Raw genomic sequence first — 22,434 nt, forward strand, 5'->3', positions numbered from 1 at the left:
ATCGGTGCGCTTACACCTTCGATATTCGCTCAGTATAACACACGCACTTTGCCTGCCGCGGCAATGCGCCCGCCCTGGTCCGTCCTCAACTGCCACTCCCATCTCAGTGTCCAAGGGAAGGCATTCACCATCCTCGTGCAAAATCAACGCCCAAATCTTAGCGATGCTCGGCCGACCCTTGCGATTGCACCGCACGCAGAACGTCTTAACGCTGGTTCATCATATCCACCAGTCCGTTGACAATCCCTGTTTCCGCGCAGCCGGGCTTCAGGTGCGTGGTTCTGACTTCGTAGCTCACCTGGTTGTAAGCGGCGTCATTCGGAATGTATCCGCTCAATCCGTTTGCGTGCGTCACCATGATGGTGTGGCGGAAGGGCGACTCCTTCTCCAGACGCAGAAAGATGGGAGTGAGGACCTCACCGGAAACGCCGGTGACGGCAATATTGTTGAGCATCAGCAGGCTCAGGCGGATGTCAACCGGGTCGGCATCCTCGAACTTAAACTCCCCGTTGGGATGCGGTCCCGGTACGACCTGGCGCCCGGGACAATTGATAACCCGCTGCCCACCCCAAACGCTTGACTCGGACGACAGGTCCTTAATATTGTTGGCCACACGGACGGTCTCTTCTCCCAGAATCCTTCCCAGGGCATCGACCATGCTGAAATCATTGTCCTGGTCCATAACGATCGGGTTCTGGTCACCGGCCGCCCCGCTGGTCCACAGCGCAACAACACCATTGGTTTTATCCTTTGGCTGGAGTTGGAGGTCCCATCCGCCGTCCGAACGCGTGGGAATATCACCCCGGTAATACTGTTCCACGAACCTCGAGGTAGCGCCGGGCAGATCGCCGCTGACTTCCAGATTGTCGGGACCCATCACCACGCCATGCACGGCATAATTGATCAGGAGAGCGATGGGTTTACCTGCCAGGCTTTCAAACTTTAACACCGCCACGGTTTTGTCAGATGGCCCCTCAGGGTTATATCCCAGGTCCCATTGGCCGTCCGGGAAGCGCTCCCGGCGGTTGATATTCACATAGGCCTTTCCTGTCCCGAAGCCAAATCGCGCCGGCTGAAGGTTGGCTCTTGCCTGTTTCACCGCCTGGAAGGCGTAATCCTCTAATTTTCCCGTGTAAGCGATCGTTTCGGGCGTGCCTTTCGTGTATGCGCCAGCCACCGTAGGAGCGCTGTGGACGTGCTCGCCGGCGAGGATCACATGGTCGGCAGGGATGCCCAGCTCCTTACTGATGCGCTGGGATAGCTGCTGCCACACGCCGTCCGGCATTCCAATCAATTCCCAGGACAGGATGGCGGCCTCATGCGTTCCATCGCTCAACACAATGGCACGCGCGTAAATGTGGTCGTGAATTTTCTGAAAACCCTGTTTGCGGCCCTCGTACCCGCTCATGGGAAGTGCCGCATCAGCGGGCGGAGTGATATCCACACGTGCGGCTCCCACGGAGAGGGTTCCCTGAGGAGCCCCGAACGCAGCCAGAGCGCAGGCCCCGCCGAGAATCATTAAACAGCATCTCATGCCAAGAGAAAACAGGTGGCGCATCGCAATCTCCTGATCCAGGTCGTTTGTGGGGCAAGCTTCAGCAGAGTTTATATGCCTCCTGCACAAGGGTGTCAATCGGCATTTTCCACTTGATTTCCCCACACACGCGGTTGCCCCCTTTCCCTTTACTTTCTCCCTTTCAGCCGGTATTCTCACTAGTCATAGGGTTCCAGGGTGACCCGGCCAGCGCGGCGGGCACAGCGTTTTTGCGCGGATCTTCTAACCGGATTTATGCCAAACGGCGCCACGCCAACAGAGGCCGGCCAGTTGCGACTGCGAAGGGTCCTGACGCTCTGGGACCTTGTCTTCTACGGCCTTGTTCTCATCCAGCCCACGGCCCCGATTCCACTCTTTGGAGTAGCGCAGAAACTCTCCAACGGCCACACTGTCACCACCATTCTGATTGCCATGTTTGCCATGATGATCACCGCCTTCAGCTATGGGCGCATGGCGGCCGTCTATCCATCGGCAGGGTCGGCTTACACGTACGTCGGCAAGGCCCTGAATCCGCACCTCGGATTCCTGATCGGATGGGCCATGCTGCTCGATTACATTCTGCAGCCATTGTTGAACTCCATCTGGATTGCCGTGGCCATCCACAGCCGCTATCTTCCCCAGATGCCCTATGCCGTGGCCGCCTTTTTAGTGGTAGCCTTCATGACAGCGTTGAACCTGCGCGGCATCAGAACCTCGGCCGGCGCCAACAAGATCCTGCTGGTTTGCATGTGTACCGTCATCGCGGTATTTCTTGTCCTGGCGGTCTGGTATCTCTATTCCGGCGGCGGCTGGGGCGGCCTGTTCTCAACGCAGCCTTTCTATAACCCTCAAACTTTCAACGGCCATCAGATCTGGATGGCGACGTCTTTCGCCGCGCTCACCTATATCGGTTTTGACGGCATCACCACGCTTTCGGAAGACGTGGAAAATCCGAAACGCAACGTGCTGCTGGCTACGGTGCTAGTGTGTCTTTTCACCGGCATCTTCGCCGGCATTGAGGTTTATCTGGGGCAACGCATATGGCCCAACTGGCACACCTTCCCCAACCTGGAAACGGCCTTTATGGATGTCTGCCAGCGCGTGGGCGGCATGCCTCTGTTCCAGGCCATGGGAGCGATCCTGGTGCTGGCAGCTCTCGGCAGCGGACTGACGGGTGGACTTGGCGCAGCCCGGCTGCTATTCGGCATGGGGCGTGACGGAGTGCTTCCGCGAAAGTTCTTCGGCCATCTTCACCCCAACACCAGCACACCAACCTACAACATTCTTCTCATTGGACTGGTGGCTTTCGTCGGCGCGGTGTCGCTGAATTACGTCGGTAATGCTTACGAGCACGCGGCCGAGCTGCTGAATTTCGGCGCTTTCCTGGCCTTTATGGGGGTGAACTTATCGACCTTCTGGCACTTCTCGATTGTCCTGCGCAGCGGCCGCCGGCGCATTCTGGGTGACGCCATCCTCCCTCTTATCGGTTTCGTCTTCTGTGCGCTGATCTGGTGGAACCTGAACATCCTGGCCAAAGCCGTGGGCGGCATCTGGTTTGCCATCGGAATCACTTACATCGTCTATTCCACAAAGGGATTCCGCCTCAAACCCAGGATGATCGACTTCAGCGAAACGTAGTCGCAGTGCCCGCGCTCCACCAAGCCTTCCGCAAGGTGAGGGACAGACGTTCGTCTTTTCCCTACACTTCCTCTCGCACCACAAAAGGTTCGCGATAGTGCCCGCGCAGCATGTGGTCCGCTTCTTCATCCCCGATAACTTCCTGCTTAACGGGATCAAAATTCAGAGTGCGGCCCAGACGGTAGGAAGCGTTCGCCAGATGGACCAGCGTGCATGAGATGTGCCCCTCTTCGATGGGCGCATTCAGGTCTTCCTTCTTGCGGCTGCGAACACAATCTATAAAGTTGCCCCAGTTATTTCCGCCTTGACTGGCGCCAGGTCCCGGTTCATGCGCCGGGCCCAGCCACGACCTGTAAGACGCAAAGCTTTCATTGTCCGACGCTGTGTAACCCTTGGAGCCGTAGAAGATGTTACCCACGGTGCCAAAGGGGCCACGCGGCCGACGAGGTTCCTTCCTGGGCGGGCCGATGAAGCCTGGAATTTCGACGCCAAAGCCGGGCGTGCCAATGTCCGCCTCGTGGTTGGTAATCCAGTGGCGCACCTCGAATTCCAGCATCTTGCGCTTCCCGTCCGGCATGTCAAATTCAAAAACGGAACTCAGAGTATTGGGCGTTTGCTGATCGTCACGGAACATGAAATGCCCGCCGATGGCCGATACTTTATTTGGAAAGCCGACTCCCAGCCCCCAGCGGGCAACATCCATCTGGTGGATGCCTTGGTTGCCAATGTCGCCGTTCCCGTAATCCCAGAACCAGTGCCAGTTGTAGTGAAAATGGTTGCGGGTGAAGTCATGGAGCGGCGCCGGTCCCGTCCACAGATCATAGTGGACGCCCGCAGGGACCGGCTCGACGGCAGTGTGGCCGATAGTGTCGCGCCAGTTGTAGCAAAGGCCGCGGGCCAGATAGACTTCGCCAATCAGGCCGTCACGCAGCTTCTGCACTTCTTCAATAATCGCCTCTTCTGAACGCGAATTGGTGCCGTGCTGGACAATCCGATTGTACTTCTGCGCAGCCTTCACAAGCTGGTGGCCGTCCCACCAGTTATGCGAGCACGGCTTTTCAACGTAAACATCCTTTCCCGCCTGGCAGCCCCAGATGGCGAGCAGAGAATGCCAGTGGTTCGGCGCGGCGATCGAAATGGCGTCGATGGATTTGTCTTCCATCAGCTTCCGCGCGTCGATATAGGTGGCGGGTCGCCGCAGCGCCATCTTGTCCATGTCCGACAGGCGCCCGGCAATAATGTTTTCGTCCACGTCACAGACGGCGGCGACTTGAGCGTTCGCCAGGCGTGAATATTCCTTGACGTGCTCGAACCCTTGCCCCCGTATGCCGCACACGCCAACGCGCACACGGTCATTAGCTCCGAAAACCCTGTCCGGACGTGTAATAAAAGTGATTCCCGCAGGAACCGCCAGCCCTGCGGTTGAATCGACCGCCGTTTTGAATGAGTTCCTTTTTATCTCTTTTTCAGTGCCGCTCATCACTCCTCCCGCAATCAGTTTGTGCTTTCAGCATCAGGTTACCCGCTTTGCGGCGGTCGCATCATCCCGAATGGATTTTGTATGAGAACTTCCGCAACCTTCCCAATTCGCTTCGGTACCCTACGATGAACTCACGCCCCCGTGCCAGACCGATTCGGCCCCGGGCCCCGAGCGCGCAGTGACAACTTCAATCAGATAAGGTTTCCCTTTGCGGGTCACCGCCTTTCCGCGCTCGAGCGCCGGTTTCAGCTGGTGCGCATGATCAACTCTCACTCCGCTCACGCCCTGGCTTCCTGCCAAGGCGACAAAGTCAATATCAGGTTCGCCCAGATACGTCGCGGCGTAATGCCCCTCCGCCGCCATCCTGCCCTTATATCCGTCATAAACCAGGCGCACCGTCTGGTAGTTGTGGTTGTTTGCGACAACTGTGAGCACGGGAATGTTGTAGCGGGCCTGCGTCCAGAAGCCTGACGCGCTGTACATCACCGCGCCGTCGCCGATGAAGCAGACAACCTGCCGACTCGGCGTCCCCAGCTTCGCGCCCGTCGCAGCCCCAACGCCCCATCCAAGACTGGCTCCTGCCGTGCCGATAAACACCTGCTCGTTTTCGCGGAAACCAAACGCAAAGGGCCCATAGGGAGCCGTGGTATTCTCGCAAACCACAATTGCGTCTGCATCCAGGGAGTCCGCCAGGATCTGCGACAATTCATCCGGGTGAATGGGCCTCTGGCCAAAGTTCTCCTGCCGCGCCGCGCGATCCTGCTGGGCTGCCTCCGCCGTGAATGCCGAGATTTCTGCCGAACGTCCGTCGGCGATTGCGTTGCGGTTCTCCGAAGCGAGAAGACTTCTTGCATCTTCAAGCAGTTCCCTCAGCGATTCCTTGATATCGCCAACCAGTGCCAGGTCGGTTGGATAATTTCGGCCCATCGCGGCAGTATTCATCCCGATTCGCACCACGCGCACGCCGGCCGGCACGTCATTGGTCTGCAGCACCGCGCGATCGCCGAAGTCCCGGCAGCCGATCGAGACCATCAGGTCCACTCCTCGCTTCACCCAGTCGGAACTCGCCCGGAAGTTGCCCAGGTAATGCGGGTGGCGGACCGGAAAGCTATGGAACGCTCGAAATGGAGAGTCCATGGCGAGCCCCTTCGCAACTATTTCAGCCTGGGCCGTCACCTGGTCCGCCACCGGCAGCCCCAGTTCCTCCGAAAGCTTCAGGAGATCCATCTGCGCTCCCGCTTTCCACACGTCATCCCCGATCACCAGCAGCGGCTGACTGGATTCCACAAGCCATCTGGCTGCCTGCTCCACTGACGCCTTCGAAGGACGCGTGCACGCTTTCAACAGAAATCGTTCGGCGGGCAGCACCTGCGCCCGGGTTCCCCGGCTCTCCAGCGCCGCGTCCTTCATCGCCAGGTAGACCGGCCCGCGGGGCTCGGTGGTCGCTTCTTTGAATGCCCGTCGGACCATCAGTGGCAGCAGGGCTGGCTCGCGAACTTCCCAGCACATCTTGGTGAACGGCCGCACGATCTCTTTTTGGCTGAACCCGGGCGGCGCAGCCAGTTGGACTTCATCACTCCCGGTCTCGCTATCCAGCAGGCCAGCAGTCACCACCAAAGCGGAGCCGTCCCAGTGCGCGTTATAGAGCTGTCCCATCATCTGGGCCGATCCCACCACTGCGTGTACGTTCACGAAACCCGGCTTGCCGGTCACCCGGTGGTAGCCATCTGCCATGGACAGCACAATCCCTTCGTGCAGGCCCAGAATCACGCGCATCGAGGGCACATCCGTCAGCGCGTCATACAAGCCGGACTCAAACGACCCGGGGTTAGCAAAGACATACTCCACTCCGGCCGCTCGGGCCTGCGCCACTACAAGTTCTCCTCCGCTCCCCTCTACCGTGGAAGTGGAAGCCTCCGCGACCGAAGCCGAGCCTTCCGGTGAGTTTGTTTCGGCTCCTTGCTGCGATTTTTCAGAGTTGAAATTGTCTTCCACTGCTTACCCGCCCCCGGGCTCCCGTACAAGTCGGAATGGCGTTCCGATTATGCAGAAGATACCACAGCCTGCGGCGATGGGAGTTTCTTTCGCGAAAATCAGCCGTTTGACTTCCTGCAGGGGTCGTGAAATGAAAAGGCGGGGGCAGATGCCATGCTGGGCGCGGGCATTGGTCTTTAGTTCCCTGAATCAGTATCCTCTGAGGTTTCTTGCTCCGGGAGGGTCCGCCCAGCATGACAGGTTTGGTGTCCGCGTGCCTGCGACTTCGGCAACGTTGCGTCAGGCGGCTTTGCGGACAGAAATCTTCTCGACCGTTGAATTGGTTACCTCGTAGGTTTGAAGCTCCGGTTGGCCGTCCGTGAACTTCTCCAGGGATTTCAAAACGTCGGCATATCCCTGGCGGTTGTACGCCTCGGCGTGTTCCTTGTTGTCCCACAGGCTGATGCCGACGGCTTCTTTACCATCGTTTGAGACCATCACAATTTCACCGGTAAATCCGAGGAATTTCTTCAGAGCGGGGATCGTCTCGGTGTCGATGGCTCGCACAAAGCCCGGCCGGCCGTCAGCCTTCAGATGCATTCGGACATGTCTTGCAAACATAGTCGTCCTCCTTCAATCAAGATAGGATTTGACCCTTATAGTATAATCCCGACAGCACCTCACGCCTGTGGCCATGACCACAAGAAATTCGACTGCGGCCGGCAGAGCTGCGGCGCCCGGGCGTTCAGCGCCCGGGGCCAGTTCCTTTGGGCACAAGGAGTTCCGCGTCGCCTGCGGATCGGTTTGACTTCACGGGTTGCCGTGGGATACTCTCAAAATGATCGGTTTTTCCGCCTTTTATGCGGCATTTCGGGACCCCGGGCATGCGAAGAGTTTACCTCGACAACAATGCGACCACCGCCGTCGCGCCTGAAGTACTTGAGGCGATGAAGCCATACTTTCTGGTTGATTACGGCAACGCCTCGTCCATCCATCTTCGGGGGCAGCGCGCCCGGTCCGCCGTCGAAGCAAGCCGCGAGCAGCTTGCCCGCCTCCTGAATGCCCGGCCGAGCGAAATTGTGTTCACCAGCGGCGGGACGGAATCCGACAATCAGTCTCTGTTCGGCATTGTGCGGGCCTCGAGGTCTGAGGCGAAGCACGTCATCACCACCACCATCGAGCACTCGGCCGTTCTGCACACGGCGAAGGAGCTCGAGAAGCGCGGCGTGCGCGTTACGTATATTCCCGTTGGGTCGGGCGGAGTGGTCGATCCGGCTGACGTGGAAAAGGCCATCCGGCCCGAGACCGTATTGATTTCCGCGATGCACGCCAACAACGAAATCGGAACCATCCAGCCGCTCGAAGAGATAGGGCGCATCGCCCGCGAGCACGATATTCATTTCCATACGGACGCCGTACAGTCGGTCGGCAAAATTCCCGTGGACGTTGAACGCCTGGGCGTCGATCTGCTCTCGCTTTCCGCGCACAAGCTGAACGGGCCCAAGGGCGTTGGCGCTCTCTACGTTCGCAAGGGAACCATCCTGCGGCCGTTGATGTACGGCGGCCATCATGAGCGTGACCGGCGCCCCGGCACGGAAAACGTTCCCGGGATTGTTGGCCTGGGCAAAGCCGCCGAACTCGCGGGCAGACATCTCGCCGACGGTATGAGAAGCGTCGGCCGGCTGCGCGACCGGCTGGAAGAAAGAATTCTTTCCTGCGTTCCACTGGCGACTGTTTCCGGCGATACCACGCGACGGCTGCCGACCACCAGCAACATCAGCTTCGATTACATCGAAGGCGAGGGCTTTGTGATCGCCATGGACTTGAAAGGCGTGGAATGTTCCACCGGAGCGGCGTGTTCGTCGGGTTCTGTCGAGCCTTCGCACGTGCTCACCGCTATCGGCCGAAAGCCGGAGCAGGCGCGCTCGAGCATTCGCTTTAGCCTGGGCCGCTTCAACACCTCCGAGGATGTCGATTACGCTCTGGAAGTGCTGCCGGGAGTGGTGGAACAACTTCGCTCGCTTTCTCCACACTACAAAAAAGATGCCATCAGCGCTCAAGCCTGAGGAGCATGAGCCTCGGCATGGGCTGAACGCAGAGTTTTGATTCCAATGACAATTGCAGTAGCCATGAGCGGCGGCGTGGACAGTTCCGTGGCCGCGGCGCTGCTGGCTGAAAACAACTCGACCGCCGATTCCAATGGCCCGTCCGCCGTCGTCGGCATGACCATGCAGCTCTGGAACCAGCGGCGCCTGCCTGCGCTGCTGGGTTCTGAGGAAGGCGAACCCGGACGCGCCAGCGGACGCTGTTGCTCACTCGACGATGTGTATGACGCGCGCCGCGTGGCCAGCTTTCTGGGACTGCCGTACTACGTGGTCAACCTAGAAGACCGCTTCGAGGAGGGCGTGGTGCGGCCCTTTGTGGAAAGTTACCTGGCGGGCGAAACTCCCATCCCCTGCAGCCTTTGCAACACGGAAATCAAGTTTGCCGAGTTCATCGAGACCGCGCGCAAGGTTGGGGCCGAAAAAATAGCCACGGGGCATTACGCGCGCGTCGAGCAGAACCGGGATTCCGGCCGGTATCGCCTGTTGGCCGGCCGCGATCCTGCCAAGGACCAGTCGTATTTCCTCTTTGGCCTCACCCAGCAGCAGCTTGCGCGCACGCTGTTTCCGCTGGGTGAATTCACCAAGCAGGAAGTCCGCGCCATGGCGCGCGACAGGAACCTGCCCGTGGCCGAAAAGCCCGATAGCCAGGAGATCTGCTTTGTTCCCACAGGCAACTACCGCCGGTTTATCGATGCCTACTTGAGCGAGCAGGGAATGAAGATCGAGGAGACAGCAGGCGACCTAGTCACCACTGACGGCCGCGTCCTTGGTCGCCACGAGGGACTTGGAAACTACACCGTGGGCCAGAGGAAAGGATTGGGAATCGCCATGGGAACTCCGCTCTACGTCATTGGCCTCGACCGCACCCGCAACCGCGTGGTGGTGGGTTCAAACGATGAACTGCTGCAGAGGCGCCTGCTGGTTCGCGAGATCAACTGGATACGCCCGGCAAGCGGGGGCGATTCCTTCGAGGCGCTCGTCAAGATCCGCAACAAGCACGCCCCTGCCGCGGCCCGCGTTGAGGCCCGCTCGGGCGGTGAAGCGATGGTCGAATTCGCTTCGCCTCAGCGTGCCATCACGCCAGGCCAGGCCGCTGTTTTTTACGATGGTGATGAGCTTATTGGGGGCGGATGGATTTCGCGCGTGGTCGATTGACGCCTGCGGTGGCAGGATGGCTAGCCTTAGCTCCTGCGTCCACGCGACCCGGGGAATGAGATGCGTTCGAGCTATGTGGCAACTTGGGGCTTGTTTTTATGTGTGTTCTTCTCGCGTTTGCCGGGCGCTTACGGGCAGAACGCAAGCGGCTCGCGCACCTTCGATTTTACCTATGATGTCGCTCTGAAAGAAATTCCGCCAAAGACGCGGCAAGTGCGCATCTGGATTCCGCTGGCCTCGACGAACACGCACCAGACTGCGCGAATCCTTAAAATTTCCTCTTCTGTTCCCGGCCGTATTACTCGCGAGGCGATTTATGGAAACCGTATGCTCTATGCAACGATGCTGCCGCCATACCCCGCAAAGAGCGAGTTCAAGATTGTTTATCGAATTACGCGGAAGTCCTGGTCCGAGGGAGATTACGCCAGCCTGCAGCGGTACAATCAGGACCCACCGCTCAACCCCGACCTGATGGCGCGCTATCTTGGGCCTAACCGTCTGGTTCCGACGGGCGGAACCATCGCACAAATCGCGCACGCAACGACACAAGGCAAACAGGGGGAAATCGATAAAGCCTATGCGCTGTACAACTACGTCTTTGATAACATGCGCTATGACAAGTCGGGCATAGGGTGGGGACGCGGTGACGCCCTGTGGGCTTGCGATGCGAAGCACGGAAACTGTACCGATTTCCATTCGCTCTTTATTGCACTCGCGCGCGCGGAAAAGGTCCCCGCTGGCTTTGATATTGGGTTTCCTCTGCCCGCGAATACCAGTGAGGGAAGTGTTCCCGGCTATCACTGCTGGGCCAGGTTCTATGTTGGCGGCTTGGGGTGGGTGCCGGTGGATATCTCGGAGGCCTGGCTCAACCCCTCCAGGCGCGATTTTTACTTTGGAAGCCTGGATGCTAATCGAGTTGAATTCTCAACAGGCCGGGATATACTCCTGAGGCCGCGGCAGAAGGGCCCTCCGGTAAACTATTTTGTCTACCCCTACGTGGAGGTTGACGGGAAGCCCTTCAGGGGCCCGATCGAGAAGCGATTCAGTTTTCGCGATGTTCAGTCCCGCTGAGTGGCGATTTGTAACGGCTTGGGGCACACCCGGAAGGATGCAACATGCAAGATCAACTAATCTCTGGTTCCGCGATCGATCTTTCCTCAGCGTTGCAAGAGGCCCGCGAGCGGACGCTCGAGCTGATCTCCGATTTGACGGACGAGCAGATGATTGGGCCGCGGCTGGACATAGTCAACCCGCTTCGCTGGGAGATTGGTCATGTCGCATGGTTTCAGGAACGCTGGATTTTGCGGCATTTCCGGAAGCGGGCTCCCGTCAACCCGCAGGGCGACCAACTGTACGACTCCGCCCGCGTCGCGCACGACACGCGATGGGACCTGCCGCTGCCGACGAAGGCCCATGTAATCGCCTACGTCCAGGAAATTCTGCGGCGTATCCAGGAAGCGCCCCTTGCGAGCGATGCCGCCAAGGAAGTAGATGGGTATGACGAAGCCTACTATTTCCGCCTGGCGCTTTTTCATGAGTATATGCACGACGAAGCGTTCACATATACCCGGCAGACGCTGGGCTACCCCAGCCCAAAGATTGGAATCAGCGAGAGCTGTGACATCCGTCAAGCCTTCCAGGCGCGCTCGACCGACGAGCAGGAGCGCAACGGGCGCGCTCTCCAACCGGTCTCTGACGCTGAAATTCCGGGCGGTACTTTTATGGTGGGCAGCGCTCCCGACTCGAACTTTGTGTTTGACAACGAGCAATGGGCGCACCCTGTTGTCGTAAGGCCCTTTCGCATGGCGCGATTTGCAGTCACCCAGTCCCAGTTTTGTGATTTTGTCGAGGAGGGTGGCTACGAGCGCCGCGAGCTGTGGACGCCGGAAGGCTGGAAATGGCGCGAGAGTTCCGCAGCCTGCCATCCCGTCTACTGGCGAAGGGAAATTCCGGTACGATGGATGCGGCGCCACTTTGATGAATGGGTCCCGCTCGAAGACCGCTTGCCTGTCATTCATGTTAATTGGTACGAAGCAGACGCCTACTGCCGCTGGGCCGGACGCCGTCTGCCCACAGAGGCAGAGTGGGAAATGGCGGCGAGCGCCGAGCCCGCCTCCGGTGGAGGCATCCGGCAATTTAAGCGAACTTTCCCCTGGGGTGGCGAGCCGCCGAACCCCGGCCGCGCCAATCTCGAATGGCGCGCCATGGGTTGCATCGAAGTGGATGCGCTGCCGGGGGGCGACAGCGCCTTTGGCTGCCGGCAGATGATCGGGAACGTGTGGGAGTGGACGGCTACAGATTTCGGACCCTATCCCGGCTTTTCACCCGGCCCCTACAAGGAATATTCCGAGCCGTGGTTTGGCGATCATAAAGTGCTGCGCGGCGGTTGCTGGACCACGCGTCCGGGATTGATCCGGAACAGCTATCGCAACTTTTACCAGCCGCATCGCCGAGATGTCTGGGCCGGTTTTCGCACCTGCGCCGTGTAGAAGGTTGCTGAAGTGCGAGTGGTGGCCGCCGAGCGATCCGAATCACCTGCTTGTTTGCATTCAAAGAAGAGTCGATGCGGATACAAATGATTACCCCCGCGCCCCCTGGGACGCAGCACGGCAACCGTGTCACTGCCCTTCGCTGGGCGGGTATCTTGCGCGAACTCGGTCACCGCGTCAGAATCGCGCAGACTTACGAGGGCGAGCCTGTTGATCTGCTGGTGGCCTTGCACGCCAAGCGGAGTTATCCCGCCATCCGAGGCTTTAACCGCCTTTATCCCGACCGGCCGCTCATCGTCGCTTTAACAGGTACTGATGTTTACCGTGACTTGCGGAAGAGCCGCCGTGCCCAAATTTCCCTGGAGATTGCCACGCGCCTGGTTGTGCTTCAGCCCAAGGCGCTTGACGAGATTCACTCCCGCCTGGGCCAGAAAGCCCGCGTGATTTTCCAATCGGCCCGCCCCGCGTCCCGCAAATTCTCTCAGCACCTCCGCGAAACAAATGACCGCAGCTTCCGCGTGTGTGTCATCGGCCACTTGCGGCCGGTCAAGGACCCTTTTCGCGCAGCGCTGGCCGCCCGGCTGCTACCGCCGCACTCCCGCATTCGCATCCTGCATTTTGGCGCGGCCCTGAGTCCGGGGATGGCGAGCTTCGCGCGCGCCGAAATGGACCGGAACACTCGTTATCGCTGGCAGGGCGAGCGGCCCAGGATGAGCATCCAGCCGATTCTTGCCAGAAGCGCGTTGTGCGTTCTCTCTTCAAAACTGGAAGGCGGAGCCAACGTGCTCTCAGACGCCATCGTCAACCGCGTGCCCGTCCTCGCTTCCAGGATTCCGGGTTCCGTTGGCATCCTGGGAGAGGACTACCCGGGATACTTCCGCGTGGGCGACACCGAACACTTGGCGAAGCTTCTCGAACGCGCGGAAAACGATTCTGCCTTCCTTCGGCTGCTGCGCTCGCGCTGCGCTCGATGCCTTCCGCTCTTTCAACCTGCCCGCGAGAAAGCCGCATGGAGAAAGCTCCTGAATGGATTGCGTTTTCCCGAACGCCCGCGCCGTTCCACGGGCCGATGCAGGTAGCGGTCCTCAGAATTGGAGTTCCACGCTACCTGGATATCTGGGTAGGCACTTTCAGACCGCTGCCGGGCCTCAGGTAATTTTGCGGGCAGGATGTGGGGCAAGTTGCCTGTAGGTCTCTTCAAAAACCTTCAACGCCGCATCGTCATAGAGCACAAAGTAGATTTTTTCCAGGCTGCTGTGCGACTTCAGGTGCTCAAACACTTCACCGATCATGATGCGTGCGCAATCCTGCATCGGGAAGCCGGCAATCCCGGTCCCGACGGCCGGGAAGGCAATTGTCTTCAGTCCCTTTTCTTCGGCGCGAAGCAGACTGTTACGCGTTGAGATCCGCAGGTTTCCAGCGGTGGTCTCTTCGCCCATCTCCATACTGGCCGCATGGATCACGTAGTGGGCCTTCAGGTTGCCCGCCGTAGTCACGGCAGCTTCGCCCAGGCGGATGGAGCCGATGCGGTCGCATTCTTCCTGGATTCGCGGGCCGCCTTTTGTCCGGATGGCGCCCGCAACTCCGCCTCCGAGGATCAGTTCGTTGTTGGCCGCGTTGACAATCGCGTCAACTTCAAGCTCCGTGATATCACCCTTCATGAAATAGATCCTGGCTGGCATATTTCCTCGGGGTCTTTTAGTTAAAGCAAAGGATAGCTGAGATGGCGGCGTGGAGCCAGTCTTTCAAGCCCGCTCCTGACGATAAGCCTTTCGCCACTCGCATTGTGATCCTGATCTCGCTAATCGAGCCACCGTTTGAGTTCGCTGAAATAGCCAAGCTTCTGGGAACGTGAAAGGCTTCCATTGCGTCCGCTGGTTGAGGGCAGGACGTAAATCCGCGAGCTTCCAAAAACGGAGCGCTGCGCACCCAGTTCAGCCTTGCTTCCCTGGAACCACTCAAACCCGGTCTTGCCATTAAACGCTATGGCTGCTGGAGCGGCCTGCAGCAGTTTTGATCTGAGTGCGGGCAGGCCGTGGCAAAGGTCTGCTTTGCTCAAGCCGCTGATGGAGTTGGACCATCGTTTAACGATATCCGTCAAGCCGAAGCCAAATTCGAGTATGCGGTGGTCATCCTCGGGCTTCAGATGCACGGGCGTGAGGCCTGACTCAAAAAGAAAATTCCAGAACTGGTTGCCCCGGCCCGCGTAATAGTGTCCGATCCTGGCCGAGCGCTCGCCGGGATTAAACCCGACGAACACGAGCCTTAACCCGGGACGAAGATAGTCTGGCAAATCGGGATACACGGTCGGTCAGCTTCCGCTCTGGCGCTGGAGACTTCTACAAATGGCTATCGGGATGAGGTCTTCTCCGCCGCGCATTCCCGGCACCTCGCTACAAAATCCTGAAAAATCCTCAGTTGCTCAGGATGTTCACCAATCATCTCCTCAGGGTGCCATTGGACGGCCAGAAAGAAGGGGTATTCCTCCGCCAGTTCGACAGCCTCGTACAGTTCGTCCTCCGAATGCGCCGTGACCTTCAGTCCCCTGCCCAGATGCCTGATCGCCTGGTGATGAAGGCTGTTCACTCTGCACATGCCCGTAAAGAAACCGTGCAGGACCGAGTCCGGCTCCGTCACGGTGACGGAATGAGCGGTCGCGCTGCGGCTGCCCTGCTGCTTGTGATCAATTTCGAGCGCCGTTTCGCTTTTCAAGTCCTGGTAAAGCGTTCCGCCAAACTGCACGTTGATTAATTGGATCCCCCGGCAGATCCCCAGAATGGGAAGCCGTGATCGGAGCATTTTTTGGAGCAGGGCTATTTCAAAATCGTCGCGGGCGCGATTGATCTTCACGCTGTCGTATTTCACCCGCTCACCGTAAAGTTCTGGATCAACATCCTCCCCACCAGCCAGGAGTACCCCGTCAAAGTCACCTGAGGATGGAAGCCCGTTCCCGGAGGACATTATCATCTGGATTTCGTCGGGCTGGGCCCCGGCGGCCACCAGGGCCTTAAAATAAGGCGACTCCTGCCCTTTGGCTTTCTCTTTTTCCGGTATCGAAATTGCGATTTTCATTTTCTTAAAACCCGCCTCGTCCGGCATGCGGCTTCGCCTGCCGGCGTCTCCCCCGGCAGGTACTATTTTCCCTTGACAGGGCGCAGCGTTTCAAGTAGAAACATAATTATGCGTATGCTGCATAAATATTCCTGTCGGGCGAACCCGTGAAGGCGATAGCCGAGGCCGAAATCGTCAGCACCCCAGGCAAACACGAGGGCTCATCCACGACCGTCCGCGTAGCTGTTGCGGGCGCTACCGGTTATGCGGGGCTTGAGCTTCTGCGCCTGCTGGGCCGCCATCACCATGCGCGGGTTACCCGGCTGATGTCTTCCGGACGGGACGGCAAAAAAGAGTTTCCTATAGAAGACTCTCACCCCTCCCTGCGGGGAAAATTCCCGGTTCCCTGCCAGCCGCTTTCTGTGGAAGCCTTGCCGCCTTCGGAAGTAGACCTGGTTTTTCTGGCCACTCCGCACCACACGGCCCTGGAAATCACGCCCCAGTTGCTGGAACGCAATCTGCGCGTGATTGACCTGAGCGCTGCCTTCCGGCTGAAGGACGCGTCGGTTTATCCGCGCTGGTACGGGTTTGAGCACAGCGCCCATGAAGAATTGGTAAAAGCCGTTTACGGCCTGACGGAGCTGAACTCTGCGAGTATCGCAAAGGCGCGCCTGGTTGCCAATCCAGGCTGCTACGCCACGTCGGTGATTCTGGCGCTCGCGCCCGTCATGAAGCGGAGCTGGATTGACGCGAAGGCAGGCGTGATTTCCGATTCCAAGTCCGGCGCCAGCGGAGCGGGCCGGGGGGTGAGTGAGAAGCTGCATTTTGTGGAGGTCAACGAGAACTGCCGCGCTTACGGACTGTTCAGCCATCGTCACGTTCCGGAGATGCTGCAAGAGCTGGGCCTGGGGGAGAAGGATTTCGTCTTCACGCCCCACCTGCTGCCGATCACTCGCGGGATTTTGAGCACCACCTATGTCCGTCTGTCGAAGTCCCGGGCGCATGAGGAAGTGGTCGCTCTCTACCGTGATTTCTACGCCGGGGCGCCTTTTGTCCGCGTGCTGGATGCCGGCGTGCCGGAAATTCAATCGGTTGCCCAGACCAACTATATGGATATTGGCTTCTCGCTTGACACTGACGGCACGCGCATGATCATCGTATCCACCCTCGACAATCTGATTAAAGGAGCGGCGGGGCAGGCCATCCAGAACATGAACGTCATGTATGGCTTTGCCGAAGGAACGGCACTGATTTGAAAATTGTTGTCAAAGCAGGAGGCCAGTCGGCGGAAGAACAGTTTCGGCGCCAACACCTGGCGCGGCAGATTGCTGGTCTGGCCAGGGCCGGCCATCGCGTGGTGGTGGTCCACGGGGGCGGCAAGGCGCTGACCAGCACGCTCCAACGCCTGGGAATTGAGACGGTGTTTCATAACGGCCTGCGTGTGACCGACGCCGCCACGCGCGACGTTGCCTTGATGGTGCTGGCCGGCATCATCAACAAGCAGTGGGTGGCCGAACTCGAGGGGCAGCGACAGCCCGCGATGGGCATCTGCGGCGGCGACGGCAAGCTGGTGACGGCGCGCCGCCTCTCGGCAACTGCCAATGGGACTAAAAAGGACTTGGGTTATGTTGGCCGTCCGACAAAAGTGAACACCGCCATTCTCAATCTGGCCTTCTCGAAGGGGTTCGTACCCGTGGTGGCGAGCCTGGGGCTCAGCGCCGGCGGTGAATACCTCAATATCAACGCCGATGACCTGGCGGCGGCGCTGGCAATCGCCATGGAAGCCGACCGGCTGCTTTACCTGACCGAATCCGGCGGTGTGTGGGACGCAGAACGGCGATTGCTTCCCCTGGTACGGCTCAAGGATATTCAGAGCCTGATTCATAAGGGCACGGTGCGGGACGGAATGATTCCGAAGCTGCGGTCCTGCGCGCGAACCCTTCGGCAGGGCGTCCATGAGATCGACATCATTTCTCCCGACGAGCAAGACTCTTTGCTTCGGACTGTCATCAAACGTGAGAGCGTGGGGACACGGATCGTAAGGTCATAATGAACTACCAACAGATCGCCAAACTTGAAGAACGCAGGCTCGTTCCCACCTATCAGCGCCTGCCTTTTCTGGCAACGGGCGGCGAGGGCTGCTGCCTGTATGACGATCAAGGCCGGAAATATCTGGACTTCCTCGGCGGCCTCGGAGTAAACGCCCTCGGCCACTCGCACCCGGAAATCATGGCTGTCTTGCGCGATCCCTCGGAGGACCTGCTCCACGTTTCGAACCTCATCTACCATCGTTTCCAGGCGCCGCTGGCCGATCAACTGGCAAAGCTCTCAGGACTCGACCGCGTATTCTTTGCCAACACGGGCACCGAAGCCGTCGAGGCCGCTCTCAAGCTGGCCCGCGCTTACGGTCGCGAGCATTCGCCGGACCGCACCGGCATCCTGGCCATCGAGAACTCATTCCACGGCCGCACCATGGGCGCCCTGGCCGTAACCTGGCCTGAAAAGTACCGCAAGCCCTTCGAGCCTCTGCCGCCGGGCGTGAAGTTTATCCGCCAGGATGACGTGGTCCATCTCAAGAGAAACTTTTCGCCGGACGTTGCCGCGCTGGTGGTGGAAGTCATCCAGGGCGAAGGCGGCATTGTGGAACTCGACGAGGAATTCCTGAGGACCGGCCAGGAACTCTGCCGCGAGCACGGCTCGGTGTTCATCTGTGATGAAATCCAGTGCGGCATGGGCCGAACCGGCAATTTCTTCGCCTATCAGCGGATGGGCCTCAAGCCAGACATCGTTCTGGTTGCCAAGCCCCTGGCCGGCGGCTTGCCGCTGGCGGCCCTGGTGGCTCGCGAAGAAGTGGCCCAGGCGTTCCATACCGGCATGCACGGCACGACTTTCGGCGGCGGCCCGCTGCAATGCCGTCTGGCCCTGAAGTTTCTTGAAATCCTCCAGCGGCCCGAATTTCTGGAGCATGTCCGCGAGGTTGGCTCGTATTTTAAGGACCAGTTGCTGGGTCTTCAAAAAGAACTACCCGTCATTCGCCAGGTCCGCGGCCAGGGGCTGATGCTCGCCGCGGAACTCTCCATCCCCGGCAAGGAACTCGTCCAGCAGGGGGTGGAAGCCGGGGTCCTCTTCAATTGCACGCAGGAGCAGGTCCTGAGATTTCTTCCTCCTCTAATCATCCAGCGGCAGCACGTCGATCAACTGATTGAGGTGCTGCGCTCGATTTTAATTTCTGCATCACGCATTGAAACGAAAGGGGTGCGCGCATGACGCCCGTTGCGACTATGGAAAAGATTGAAAAAAAAGAACAGCTCAGTGTTCATGATTTAATCGCGGACCAGGATCTCACTGCGAACGACGTTCAACTGATTTTTGATCTCGCAAATCGAGTGAAGTCTTCGCCCGCAGCATACGCACAGGCGCTGGCCGGCAAGCAACTGGCCATGATCTTCGAAAAGCCGTCACTCCGCACTCGCGTGACTTTTGAAGTGGGCATGACCAGCATGGGAGGATTTGCCGTCTACCTGGACCACTCCAAACCGCGCCTGGGAGAACGGGAATCGATCAAAGATGTGGCCCGCAATCTGGACCGCTGGGTGAACGGTATCGTAGCCCGCACGTTCTCTCACAACTCCGTCGTCGAACTGGCCGAAAACGCCGCTATTCCCGTGGTCAATGCCCTTACGGACCTGCTGCATCCCTGCCAGGCGCTTGGCGACTACTTTACCCTGACGGAAAAGTTCGGCGGCGTGAAGGGCTTGAAGCTCGCCTTCATCGGCGACGGCAACAACGTCTGCCATTCGCTGATGCTGACCGGCGCAAAGCTGGGCGCCACGGTGCGGGTTGCGACGCCCTCCGGCTTCGAGCCCAAAACGCAAATGGTGGAACAGGCCAAAGCCCTGGCTCGCGCGACGGGCGCCAGGATCGATCTGTTCCGCGATCCGCTGGAGGCCGTTGCCGGCGTACAGGCGGTCTACACGGATGTATGGGCCAGCATGGGCCAGGAATACGCCGCTCATCTCCGGACGCAGGTCTTCGCCCCATACCAGGTGACGGAAAGCCTGATGCAGGCTGCGGGGCCCGACACCGTTTTCCTCCACTGCCTCCCGGCGCACCGGGGGCAGGAAGTCAGCGACGCCGTGATCGATTCCTGCAGGTCGCTCGTCTACGACCAGGCTGAGAACCGTTTGCACGTTCAGAAGGCGCTTCTCCTGCTGCTGATGCAGTCCCATTGAGCATGGAGATTATCACCATCACGCCGTCTCCCGTGGAGGCCCCTATGAAGGCTTCCAAGTCGAACCAGAGCGCGAGTTCGCCAGTCCTCCGCAAGGCCCGCCCCGGCGACGTTCCCGCTCTGTTCAAGCTTATCCATCAGTACGCTGCTGAGGAGGTCTTGCTTCCACGCGCCCTCCCCGAGCTCTATGAAAACGTCTGGGAGTTCACGGTGGCGGAGATCGACGGCCAGGTGGCCTCCTGTGGAGCGCTTCGCGTGTACAGCGAAGAGCTCGCGGAAGTCCGCTCGCTTTGCGTGGACCCTCAACAGCAAAGCGCGGGACTGGGCCGGGCGGTGACAAACCGGTTGATGCACGAGGCAGAAGATCTCGGCCTCAAAAGGGTCTTCGCGCTCACGATGGTCCCTGATTTCTTCTCCAAAATGGGTTTTTACCCCGTCGAGCGCGGCGCGCTGCCCCAGAAGGTTTGGCGTGACTGCCTGCAGTGCGAGAAGTATTTCCGTTGTGATGAAGTGGCCATGGTCTTCGATCTTGCGAATCTGGGCAGCATGGACGCCTCCGCGCGCTCCGGAGCAGAATAGACCGCTCAGGTCACGATTGGTTTGTCATCCCCGGATGCTCCCCCTTGGCGTTCGCCGTCGGGTTGGAGCGGATCCCTCCCCGCGATATACATCACCAGCATTCCGAGCGCCGCGCCGATGGTGTCAAAGCCGCAGTCCATAAGCGAGGGGCCGCGGCCGGGTACGAACCGCTGATGGAATTCGTCGGTCAGCGAGTAAAGCCCGGCGAGCAGAATGCAGGCCAGGGCCCTCCTGGGATTCCAGGCGCTGCGACGACCGCCAGCCAGAGCGTAATAGAGGAAAATGGAAAATATCGCGTATTCCGTGAAGTGGCCCAGCTTCCTGACCGCCGTAGCCAAAAAGGCAAACGCGTGGGGAGATACCCTCAGATGAAGGGCAGCCAGAATCTCGCGAAGGAGATGGTCGGTGAAAGACGCACCAAAGGTCCGGGTGGACATGTCGAAAATGACGCCAGCCCAGACGATAGCCAGCACCCACCACCAGAAGGCCTGCAGCTTTGTTTCGCCTCTGACCGGAGTGGAGGTTTTATTCGAGGCGATAGTTCGGGGCCTCCTTGGTGATGATGACGTCGTGCACGTGGCTCTCACGGAGCCCCGCCGATGAAATCCTTACAAACCGGGCGCGCTGTTGAAGCTCAGGAACTGTAGCGCAGCCGGAATAGCCCATGCCGGACCGAAGTCCTCCGACAAGTTGCTGCACCATGTCAGCCAGCAGGCCTTTGTAGGGCACGCGGCCCTCAATGCCTTCCGGAACCAGTTTGGAGGTTGAATCTTCCTGGCCATAGCGGTCCCTGGAACCTTCCTGCATTGCCCCCAGGGAGCCCATCCCGCGATACGATTTGAAGGTCCGCCCCTGGTAGAGGATGGTTTCCCCCGGGCTTTCTTCGGTGCCCGCAAAAAGGCTGCCGATCATCACCACGCTTGCCCCAGCGGCGATAGCCTTGGTGATGTCACCGGAAAATTTGATGCCGCCGTCCGCAATCAGTGGAACGCCTGCCTTGCGCGCCGCGCGCGCGCATTCCGCGATGGCCGTGATCTGCGGAACGCCCGCGCCGGAAACCACACGCGTGGTGCAGATTGACCCGGGGCCAATCCCAACCTTGACCCCCGAAACGCCAAGCTCGATCAGATCGCGCGCCCCTTCAAAGCTGGCCACATTGCCCGCAATCACCTCAGCATCGGGCAAGGCCTTCTTGATGGCCGCCACGGCGTCCAGCACGCGCTCGGAGTGGCCGTGGGCAGTGTCAACCACTATTACATCGGCCTGGGCGTGGGCAAGCTCCTGCGCCCGCTCCAGAAAATCTCCCGTGACGCCGACCGCCGCCCCCACTCTTAACCGCCCGTGCGAGTCCTTGGCCGCGCGCGGATACTCGATCTTCTTCTGGATGTCCTTGACGGTGATCAGCCCCTTCAGCACGTAGTTCTCATCCACCACTGGAAGCTTTTCGATCCGATGCTGGTGAAGGATCCGTTCCGCCTCCTCCAGAGTGGTTCCCACGGGAACCGTGATCAGGTTCTCGCGGGTCATCAGTTCTTCCACCTTCAGGTCCGTGCGGGTTTCAAACCGGAGGTCGCGGTTGGTGAGGATGCCCACCAGCTTGCCGTTCTCCGTAACGGGCACGCCGGAGATTTTGTACTGCGCCATGATCTCGAGCGCCTCGGCAATCTTCTGCCGGGGACCGATGGTAACAGGATCAACAATCATGCCGCTCTCAGAGCGCTTGACCTTGTCCACTTCCATCGCCTGCCGGTCGATCGGCAAGGTGCGGTGGATGACGCCCAGCCCGCCCTGCTGCGCCAGCGCAATAGCCAGGCTCGACTCCGTCACCGTGTCCATGGCGGCGCTGACAATGGGAATGTTGAGCGTGATTCGAGCCGTCAGTTGCGCCCGGGTGTCAGCCGTGGCCGGCAACACACCCGACCGGGCGGGCAAAAGGAGAACGTCATCGAAGGTGAGTCCTTCGGGGATGGGACCATCGAGCATAGCGCCTCTTGCTGGAATCCTTTCTGAAGGGTAAAGGTTCAATTTTAGTTGCCTTCACCGGGAGCGTCAAGGTAACGTATGGAGACATGTTAAATGTAACTGATGAGAGGCTGTCGAGACATTTAAGGATGTAACCCGTCGCGCCGTTTTAGGTGTAACCCGAATCCAGGGAGATGGAGGAGGGTTGCCATGAGTCGTCACTCGAGACGGGAGTA

Annotated in this window: 20 protein-coding genes; 11 read left to right on the forward strand and 9 right to left on the reverse strand. The window is 59.4% G+C overall.

Annotation, left to right across the window (positions count from 1 at the left end; translation table 11 throughout):
• Positions 1-205 precede the first annotated feature (205 nt).
• Positions 206-1,558 (reverse strand): neutral/alkaline non-lysosomal ceramidase N-terminal domain-containing protein, encoded by a 1,353-nt coding sequence (locus VFQ24_12760; protein ID HET9179220.1) that lies wholly within the window; start codon positions 1,556-1,558, stop codon positions 206-208.
• A 231-nt stretch (positions 1,559-1,789) separates the two neighbouring features.
• Between VFQ24_12760 and VFQ24_12765 the strand changes: the two genes are divergently transcribed.
• Positions 1,790-3,172 (forward strand): APC family permease, encoded by a 1,383-nt coding sequence (locus tag VFQ24_12765; GenBank protein ID HET9179221.1) that lies wholly within the window; start codon positions 1,790-1,792, stop codon positions 3,170-3,172.
• A gap of 61 nt (positions 3,173-3,233) precedes the next feature.
• Here VFQ24_12765 and VFQ24_12770 read toward each other — a convergent pair whose 3' ends face one another.
• The 3 genes from VFQ24_12770 to VFQ24_12780 all read right to left on the reverse strand — a co-directional run bounded on the left by VFQ24_12770 (position 3,234) and on the right by VFQ24_12780 (position 7,247).
• Positions 3,234-4,652, reverse strand: coding sequence for a Gfo/Idh/MocA family oxidoreductase (locus VFQ24_12770; protein ID HET9179222.1), 1,419 nt, complete (start codon positions 4,650-4,652; stop codon positions 3,234-3,236).
• 120 nt (positions 4,653-4,772) lie between these two features.
• Complete coding sequence (locus VFQ24_12775) at positions 4,773-6,647, reverse strand: thiamine pyrophosphate-binding protein (GenBank protein ID HET9179223.1); 1,875 nt, start codon at positions 6,645-6,647, stop codon at positions 4,773-4,775.
• A gap of 279 nt (positions 6,648-6,926) precedes the next feature.
• A complete protein-coding gene (locus tag VFQ24_12780) occupies positions 6,927-7,247 on the reverse strand; it encodes a hypothetical protein (GenBank protein HET9179224.1) in 321 nt (106 codons plus the stop codon).
• A 263-nt stretch (positions 7,248-7,510) separates the two neighbouring features.
• Between VFQ24_12780 and nifS the strand changes: the two genes are divergently transcribed.
• From nifS to senB, 5 genes are all read left to right on the forward strand, one after another.
• On the forward strand, positions 7,511-8,692 hold the full coding sequence (gene nifS / locus VFQ24_12785; protein HET9179225.1) for a cysteine desulfurase NifS: 1,182 nt from the start codon (positions 7,511-7,513) through the stop codon (positions 8,690-8,692).
• 45 nt (positions 8,693-8,737) lie between these two features.
• On the forward strand, positions 8,738-9,886 hold the full coding sequence (mnmA, locus tag VFQ24_12790; GenBank protein HET9179226.1) for a tRNA 2-thiouridine(34) synthase MnmA: 1,149 nt from the start codon (positions 8,738-8,740) through the stop codon (positions 9,884-9,886).
• 60 nt (positions 9,887-9,946) lie between these two features.
• Positions 9,947-10,957: a transglutaminase domain-containing protein gene (locus VFQ24_12795; protein ID HET9179227.1), complete on the forward strand. Its 1,011-nt coding sequence runs from the start codon at positions 9,947-9,949 to the stop codon at positions 10,955-10,957.
• 44 nt (positions 10,958-11,001) lie between these two features.
• The gene (gene senA / locus VFQ24_12800; protein HET9179228.1) at positions 11,002-12,375 is read left to right on the forward strand and encodes a selenoneine synthase SenA; all 1,374 of its coding nucleotides are present in this window, start codon (positions 11,002-11,004) and stop codon (positions 12,373-12,375) included.
• Positions 12,376-12,449: 74 nt separating this feature from the next.
• Positions 12,450-13,454: a selenoneine biosynthesis selenosugar synthase SenB gene (gene senB / locus VFQ24_12805; protein ID HET9179229.1), complete on the forward strand. Its 1,005-nt coding sequence runs from the start codon at positions 12,450-12,452 to the stop codon at positions 13,452-13,454.
• A gap of 69 nt (positions 13,455-13,523) precedes the next feature.
• Here senB and VFQ24_12810 read toward each other — a convergent pair whose 3' ends face one another.
• From VFQ24_12810 to VFQ24_12820, 3 genes are all read right to left on the reverse strand, one after another.
• Positions 13,524-14,057 carry a macro domain-containing protein gene (locus VFQ24_12810; GenBank protein HET9179230.1) on the reverse strand — a complete coding sequence of 178 codons (534 nt, stop codon included), beginning with the start codon at positions 14,055-14,057 and terminating at the stop codon, positions 13,524-13,526.
• Positions 14,058-14,176: 119 nt separating this feature from the next.
• A complete protein-coding gene (locus VFQ24_12815; protein HET9179231.1) occupies positions 14,177-14,680 on the reverse strand; it encodes a mismatch-specific DNA-glycosylase in 504 nt (167 codons plus the stop codon).
• Between the two features lie 44 nt (positions 14,681-14,724).
• Positions 14,725-15,447 (reverse strand): gamma-glutamyl-gamma-aminobutyrate hydrolase family protein, encoded by a 723-nt coding sequence (locus VFQ24_12820; GenBank protein HET9179232.1) that lies wholly within the window; start codon positions 15,445-15,447, stop codon positions 14,725-14,727.
• A gap of 146 nt (positions 15,448-15,593) precedes the next feature.
• On the opposite strand from VFQ24_12820, the gene argC reads away from it, so the two are divergent.
• The 5 genes from argC to VFQ24_12845 are packed head-to-tail and all read left to right on the forward strand — an operon-like array spanning position 15,594 to position 20,236.
• Positions 15,594-16,682, forward strand: coding sequence for an N-acetyl-gamma-glutamyl-phosphate reductase (gene argC / locus VFQ24_12825; GenBank protein HET9179233.1), 1,089 nt, complete (start codon positions 15,594-15,596; stop codon positions 16,680-16,682).
• On the forward strand, positions 16,679-17,476 hold the full coding sequence (gene argB, locus VFQ24_12830) for an acetylglutamate kinase (GenBank protein HET9179234.1): 798 nt from the start codon (positions 16,679-16,681) through the stop codon (positions 17,474-17,476). Before argC ends, argB begins: the two co-directional genes overlap by 4 nt.
• Positions 17,476-18,693: an aspartate aminotransferase family protein gene (locus VFQ24_12835; protein HET9179235.1), complete on the forward strand. Its 1,218-nt coding sequence runs from the start codon at positions 17,476-17,478 to the stop codon at positions 18,691-18,693. The genes argB and VFQ24_12835 overlap by 1 nt, the downstream gene beginning before the upstream one ends.
• Positions 18,690-19,658 (forward strand): ornithine carbamoyltransferase, encoded by a 969-nt coding sequence (gene argF, locus VFQ24_12840; protein HET9179236.1) that lies wholly within the window; start codon positions 18,690-18,692, stop codon positions 19,656-19,658. The genes VFQ24_12835 and argF overlap by 4 nt, the downstream gene beginning before the upstream one ends.
• A 44-nt stretch (positions 19,659-19,702) precedes the next feature.
• A complete protein-coding gene (locus tag VFQ24_12845) occupies positions 19,703-20,236 on the forward strand; it encodes an N-acetyltransferase (protein HET9179237.1) in 534 nt (177 codons plus the stop codon).
• A 5-nt stretch (positions 20,237-20,241) separates the two neighbouring features.
• On the opposite strand, the gene VFQ24_12850 is transcribed toward VFQ24_12845, so the two are convergent.
• Both VFQ24_12850 and guaB read right to left on the reverse strand, forming a co-directional pair.
• Positions 20,242-20,709, reverse strand: a complete 468-nt coding sequence (locus VFQ24_12850) for a VanZ family protein (protein HET9179238.1) — start codon at positions 20,707-20,709, stop codon at positions 20,242-20,244.
• Between the two features lie 52 nt (positions 20,710-20,761).
• Positions 20,762-22,219 carry an IMP dehydrogenase gene (gene guaB / locus VFQ24_12855; GenBank protein ID HET9179239.1) on the reverse strand — a complete coding sequence of 486 codons (1,458 nt, stop codon included), beginning with the start codon at positions 22,217-22,219 and terminating at the stop codon, positions 20,762-20,764.
• Positions 22,220-22,434 lie beyond the last annotated feature (215 nt).

This window comes from Terriglobia bacterium (assembly GCA_035712365.1).
Lineage (GTDB): Bacteria > Acidobacteriota > Terriglobia > UBA7540 > UBA7540 > SCRD01.